Source organism: Enterobacter sp. Li2LvB3 (genome assembly GCF_056156645.1).
This window is the reverse complement of the sequence record NZ_JBSICG010000065.1, coordinates 1-1,084: the sequence shown is the minus strand read 5'-3', so window position 1 is coordinate 1,084 and position 1,084 is coordinate 1. Positions and strand designations below refer to the sequence as shown.

1 protein-coding gene is annotated in these 1,084 nt (G+C 62.8%); it reads right to left on the bottom strand.

The features are described from left to right. Positions 1 to 1,084, bottom strand: a 1,084-nt coding sequence (locus tag ACS603_RS23425; protein WP_474945018.1) for an Ig-like domain-containing protein, incomplete at both ends; no start/stop codon positions are given.

Sequence of the window (1,084 nt, the reverse complement as noted above, 5' to 3'; positions counted from 1 at the left end):
ATCGGTATCGGTGGCAATGGCGAAGCCCGGCGTCGTGTCGTTCGTCTGGCTGTCGCCTTGCACGCCGGTGTCGTCGGTAAGGGTAATCACCGGGACTGCCGTCACGGTATCGATGGTCATATCCAGCGCGGAAGAGCGCTGGATATTGCCCGCATCGTCGGTCACCTGCACGGTCACGGTGTAGTCCCCGTCCGCCAGCGCCGGGGCGGTGAACTGCCATCTGCCGTCCACAAGCTGTGTGCTGTAGGCCGTGCCGTTAATCAGCACCTGCACGTCGGTCACGTCGGCGTCGATATTGCCCAGCGTAAAGGTCGGCGTACTGTCACGCGTGATATTGTCGGTGTTGCTGCTGCCGGTATCGCTGCTGTCCGCCAGGTCGATCGTCGGAACGGACAGGGTGGTGTCGACATTAAAGGTCAGCGAAGCGCTGGAGGTGTTGCCCGCCAGATCCGTCACCACCACGCTGATGCTGTGGTCGCCGTCAGCAACGTCACCGCTGGTGATAAACCACTGCCCAGCACTGCCGCGAACCGCCGGCACTGGCGTACCACCGTCGATGCTGACCATCACACTCACCGCGTCGGTGTCGGTGGCAATGGTAAAGCCCGGGGTGGTGTCGTTCGTCTGGCTGTCACCCTGCACGCCGGTGTCGTCGCTGAGGACGATCACCGGGACCGCCGTCACGGTATCGATGGTCACATCCAGCGCGGAAGAGCGCTGGATATTGCCCGCGTCGTCGGTCACCTGCACGGTCACGGTGTAGTCCCCGTCTGCCAGGGCCGGGGCGGTGAACTGCCAGGTGCCGTCGACCAGCTGCGCACTGTACGCCGTGCCGTTAATCAGCACCTGCACGTCGGTCACGTCCGCGTCGATATTGCCCAGCGTAAAAGTCGGGGTGCTGTCATTGGTAATATTGTCCGTACTGCTGCTGCCGGCATCGCTGCTGTCCGCCAGATCGACAGTAGGAACGGACAGAGTGGTGTCCACCGTAAAGGTCAGGGAAGCGCTGGAGATGTTGCCCGCCAGATCGGTGACCGTCACGCTGATGCTGTGGTCGCCGTCGGCCAGTTCACCGCTGGTGATA